This window comes from Sporosarcina sp. (assembly GCF_029257255.1).
Classification (GTDB): Bacteria; Bacillota; Bacilli; order Bacillales_A; family Planococcaceae; genus Sporosarcina.
In genome coordinates this window covers 1-5613 of sequence record NZ_JARICI010000022.1, presented here as the reverse complement: position 1 = coordinate 5613, position 5613 = coordinate 1, and the positions used below count along the sequence as shown (strand labels likewise).

Below are 5613 nucleotides of genomic sequence, written 5' to 3'. Positions count from 1 at the left end.
TTTGTCTTTCCAACTGCTTAGCAAGATACACATGTTGTTTAGCCATCTCCATGCTGCGTACTTCTCGGCTTTCTGCAAGCGCTTCCAATTCAACGAAACTAAGCTTGAAACGTTCGTCAATATAATGCGCAGTGTCCATCGACTTTTCGTTAAGCTGTGCTTCGGCTTGCGCTAATAACGCTTTCGAACTGTTTAGATACGTGAAAAAACCCAACAGCACACTCCCTGCGATTACCAATAAAACAATTGATAAAATTAACTACGATCCGATTGTTCTCATACAGCACCCCTGATTCTTCTTATTCTCCCACATATAATTTCTATGCTGTTTGAACTAGTCGAATGAGTATAACTATACTATAGCCAATTGGAAAACGACATACAAATAATAACTAATATTTCGATAAATTACTGACGTATTTTAATTTATTGCAGCATAACAATGTAAAAAAACAGGCGTTCTGCAAACTACTCCGCAGACGCCTGTTTACTATTTTTATGACATTCCTTCATCTAAAGCATATAATTGACGGTATCGTTCATTTGAAGCAAGCAATTCTTCGTGTGTACCGTCCATGACAATCTTCCCGTCATCCATAAATATGATCCTGTCCATTTTCTCCATCCCCATCAGATGGTGCGTAATCCACACGACCGTTTTATCTAAGAGGGATTGATGAAGAGTGTTAACCAACGATAACTCTGTGACAGGATCCAGCCCAACAGTCGGCTCATCCAAAATGACAACAGGTGTGTTCTTCAACAAAATACGGCCAAGCGCAATCCGTTGGCGCTCTCCTCCCGAGAAACGCTGCCCTGTCTCTTCCATTTGTGTTTTTATGCCGGCTGGAAGTGACTGTATCATGTCGTACAAACCAACTTGCTCTGCGACTTGCTGCACTTCCTCTACAGTGGCATTCGAATCTCCAAGCTTCAAATTATTTTCAACCGTTGTCGCAAAGAGGTACGGTTTTTGATTCAGCACACTCATCACTTCAAATATATCATCGCCATATTTTGCTGCCGTCTGTTCATTGACCGTGACTTTGCCTTCTGTCGGCTTAATCGTACCAAGAAGTAGTTGAATTAAAGTAGATTTCCCTGCGCCGCTTTTACCGAGTACGGCTACTTTTTCCCCTGCACGAATCGTCAATGTGACATTATGCACTGCATCTTCCGCACGTCCATCATACCGATAACTCGCATTTGTCAGCGTTAAAGTAGTATTAGCAAGATCGCTTACATCGTTTGCAAGCTGCTCATTTATTGGGTTTTGCTCGTGAATACGGTCAATCCGCTCTAGAGAAGCATCATAGGCCGGCAATCGTTCGATGGCGTGAGAGATTGGAATCATCCCTTCTAAAATCGGCAGTGTCACCAGCGTAAATGCTGCAATATAAGTCGGCATTAGTGAGCCAGCTGCTGCCTGCTGACCTGCCCACAGTCCAACTAATAAAACAAGAAGTCCTGAGAATATTTGCAGTTGCGCAGTACGTGACTGCTGCCAGTATGCCAGCTTTTTATCCATTTCATGACTTTCATGACTCTCTTCAAGGAATCCGAATAAAAATTGTTCTTTCCTTCCACTGATCATCCAATCACGAAGTCCAAATATTCCTTCCGTCATCGTATTATACAGACGGCTATGCAATTTCTTCGACTCCCGCTGATTCTTTTTCATTAAATAAAGAGAAGTCATCGGATAGACAAATGCAACGACGGCTAAACAAAGACCCATGATGATTGCAAATTTCCAATCATACACAGCAAGAACAATCACCGAAAAACTAAATAGGAATAATCCGATGACAGTAGGAAACAATGTTCGGATATAGACATCCTGTAAATGTTCAATATCATCCGCAAGCGTCCCGAGTAAATCGCCTGTTTGAAAGCGCGAGCGAATGAATAGAGCTTGGGGTTCCAAAACGTGATACAACTGCACCCGCATGTCCGCAATAATTTTCAATACTGCATTATGACCAAGCAGCCGTTCCATATAGCGCAGAGCAGCTCTTGAAATCCCGAATGTGCGGACTGCAACAACTGGAATATACACAAGTAAGATATTCTCTGGTCTTTCAGATGTCCTCGAAATCAGATAACCAGATACAAATGTCAGCATCGCTGCTGATAATATCGTCAAAGTTCCTAAAATGATGGTTGACCAAAGGGTTTTCCGATACTTTCTGGCATACGGCAAGATATGTCGCTGATATAGATTCATACGGCATGCCCCTTTCCGCGTGCTTCCAGTAATCTGCAATACGCTCCGTCAGTTCGCAGTAATTGTTCATGAGAGCCAGTCTCTACTACTTTACCGTTCTCCAGCACGACGATTGTATCCATCTCCCGCATCCAATGAATACGGTGCGTAGCAAATACGACAAGTTTATCGTCCAGTAACGGAAGCAGCATTTGCTTCATATCATGCTCTGTTTCAATATCCAAGTGTGCAGTTGGTTCGTCAAACAATAAAATTTGACGGCGCTGCAAGAGAGATCTTGCGACCGCAATCCGCTGTTCTTCTCCACCACTCAGCACACGACCTCCTGCTCCAATTGGTTCATCATAGCCATTCGGAAATGCAGCAACAAGTTGATCCAGTCCTACTCGTTTTGCTGCTTCCTCGACTTCTGCTAATGAAGCATCCGGCTCATAAAAACGAACATTATTTAATACGGTGTCTGGAAAAATCGACGGGTGTTGCGGAATGTATGCGATTTGGTCCTGCCATTCCTCAATTGCTAGATGGGGCAATGGCTCGCCATCTAAGATACACTGCCCCCCTGACGGTACCGTAAAGCCTGACAATACATCGATCAATGTGGACTTGCCGGCTCCTGAATGACCAATTATCCCTATTTTCGTATGACCCTGCAGCGTCAGATTTAAACCTTCAAAAATGGTCTGCTCTTCCATTTGAACTTGTAGATCTCGGAGTTCTAACTTGGACTGTTTATCCCAACTCTTAATAGGGTTGACGATTTGCGGCTTCTGAATTTCAGGTTCATCCAAGATTTTATGAATCTGTTCGCTGGCGTCTTTGCCGTCTGCTGTTGCGTGAAAATCATTTCCAAGTTCGCGTACCGGCAGGAAATACTCAGGCGCTAAAATTAAGATTGCAAGCGAAGGTTCTAACAGCATTTGACCATTGATCAAGCGCAGTCCAAGCTCAACCGCTACAACCGCAACGGACAGACTCGCAAAGAAATCAAGTGAGAATGAAGATAGAAACGCAAAGCGCAGCGAACGGTTTGTCGCAATTCGATACTTGTCACTTACCACAGCGATCGACTGTTCATGCGCACGGCTCCGGCCTAAGTATTTTAGCGTCACAATTCCTCGCAGCGAATCAACAAAGTGACGTGATAATAACCGGTAAGTATCCATTTGTGCGTCAATCTTTTTCTGAGACATCATGCCAATCAGGATAAGAAAAATGATTAAAATAGGCAACACAAGAAACAGCGTAATGGCTGACATTTTATCCTGTGTAAACACATACACCAAAATAACAACTGGCACGATGGCCATGGACATGGAACGAGGCAGCAAAAGTTCCAGGTATTTACGGAACTTCGGAATACCTTCCAAGCCAAGCGTCACAAGGTTTCCCGAACCGTATTTACCTAAGGCCTGCGGACCCAAATCAAATATTTTACGAAGTAGCAACTGCTCAAATTCTTTCGCTGTCTGATCGGCAAAGTTATAGGATATACGTTCTTTTACCCACTGAATCAAGTGTCGGATACTGTTTGCCACGACAAAAATCACAAAAGACCGAAGTGCAATACTTCCGTCGGCACCTTGGAACAATTGTGTAATCGCTCGCGCTAAATAGATTGCTTGAAAAATAATGGCGATTGACTGAACTGCTGTCAGCAGTCCAATCAACGCCATCGCTTGTTTACTTCCTTTGTATTGAAGCAAATTTTTATCCATTAGTATTCTAGATGCTCCTTATCACCTGTCAACCGTTTACGGAACACGTAATAACTCCATATTGTATACGCCAAAACGATTGGCACCATAGTAAATGCTACAACTGTCATGATTTTTAGTGAGTATTCTCCTGATGCCGCATCTGCAATCGACATATTAAACGCAGGATCCATCGAGCTGATCATCACGTTTGGGAATAAGGCGACGAAGAAGCTGGCCATGACAATGATTAAGATTAAACCTGTCATCGTAAAGCTTAAGCCTTCCCGCTTGGTCTTCAGGAAGAAGAATAGCAACCCATACAACAGAAGTGCTAAAGCATACATCGGAACAATGATCGCTCCGCGGTCTGTAAAGGCATTTGTATCGAAATAAGTGAAAATCATGAACAGCACAACGAAAACGCCAGTCAATGCATACACTTTAAGCGCCGCTGCATTTGCACGTTCACGCAAGCTTCCCACTGTCTTCAAACTGATGAACAGCAGTCCATGCAAATACGATAACACAACAAATGTAATACCGCCAATAACAGTGTAGACATTAACGAAATCTGTAAATCCTGCATACATATTCATTTCACCGTCAATCGGCAAACCTCTGACCAGGCTGGTAAAAAATACACCGAACAAGAACGGAGGCAGAATACTTCCGATGAAAATCGCCCAGTCCCATGTTTTCACCCATGCTTCAGAGTCACCTTTCCCGCGGAATTCAAAAGCTACACCTCTGATAATTAATGCCAGCAGTAGAACGACAAACGGCATGTAGAAGCCACTAAATACCGTCGCATACCAGTGAGGAAATGCGGCAAACATTGCGCCTCCCGCTGTGATGAGCCAAACTTCATTGGCATCCCAGACAGGACCGATTGTGTTGATGATCACACGTTTATCTAAATCGTCTTTTGCTAAAAATTTCGTACTCATTCCGACACCGAAGTCGAAACCTTCCAAAAAGATGAACCCAATAAACAGGACAGCAATCAATATGAACCAAATATCACTTAATGGCATGTCCAGCACCTCCTGTTTCAAACGGATCTGTTGCAGATACATCAGCTTGCGGTCTTTCTTCAGGTCCGCGCTGGATGAACTTCACAAATAATACGACCATGATGATTCCAAGAATCGTATAAATCGTTGAGAAAGATATTAATGAAAATAGAATCTGTCCAGCTGAGACGTTAGGTGAAATCCCGTCAGCTGTCTTCATCAGACCATTAACTACCCATGGCTGACGTCCAATTTCAGACATGATCCAGCCGAAAGAGTTACCGATGAACGGCATGAATATAGCTGGAACGAGCAGACGCAGGAACCAGACTGACTGCGTAATTTTCTTTCGGAACATTAGTAATAAACCAAGAGCACCAAGCCCTAGAAGCGCACCGCCAGTAACAACCATGATACGGAAACTCCAGAACACAGTCTTCACCGGCGGAATATAATCACCAGGTCCGTAAATAACTTCCATATTCTTCTGGAGTTTGTGCATTCCTTCTACTTTACCGGTAAATTCACTGTATGTCAGATAGCTGAGCATATAAGGAATATCAATCCGTCCGGTTGTTTTTTGGTTTTCCACGTCAATCTTTGCAAAAAGCGTCCAGGCAGCAGGATCACCGCTGTCCTCCCATAATCCTTCTGCAGCAGCCATTTTCATTGG

Annotated in this window: 4 protein-coding genes and 1 pseudogene; all 5 read right to left on the bottom strand. The window is 43.4% G+C overall.

Annotated elements, in window-relative coordinates; genetic code table 11:
* Positions 1–214, bottom strand: a pseudogene (locus tag Q1J64_RS05585) (methyl-accepting chemotaxis protein); the annotation flags it as partial.
* A gap of 282 nt (positions 215–496) precedes the next feature.
* Positions 497–2227, bottom strand: a complete 1731-nt coding sequence (gene cydC / locus Q1J64_RS05580) for a thiol reductant ABC exporter subunit CydC (RefSeq protein WP_301108096.1) — start codon at positions 2225–2227, stop codon at positions 497–499.
* Complete coding sequence (cydD, locus tag Q1J64_RS05575) at positions 2224–3945, bottom strand: thiol reductant ABC exporter subunit CydD (protein ID WP_301108095.1); 1722 nt, start codon at positions 3943–3945, stop codon at positions 2224–2226. The genes cydC and cydD overlap by 4 nt, the downstream gene beginning before the upstream one ends.
* A complete protein-coding gene (gene cydB, locus Q1J64_RS05570; protein ID WP_301108094.1) occupies positions 3945–4961 on the bottom strand; it encodes a cytochrome d ubiquinol oxidase subunit II in 1017 nt (338 codons plus the stop codon). The genes cydD and cydB overlap by 1 nt, the downstream gene beginning before the upstream one ends.
* Positions 4948–5613 (bottom strand): cytochrome ubiquinol oxidase subunit I (locus Q1J64_RS05565; RefSeq protein WP_301108093.1); only part of this gene is annotated, 666 nt, incomplete at its 5' end. The genes cydB and Q1J64_RS05565, both read right to left, overlap by 14 nt.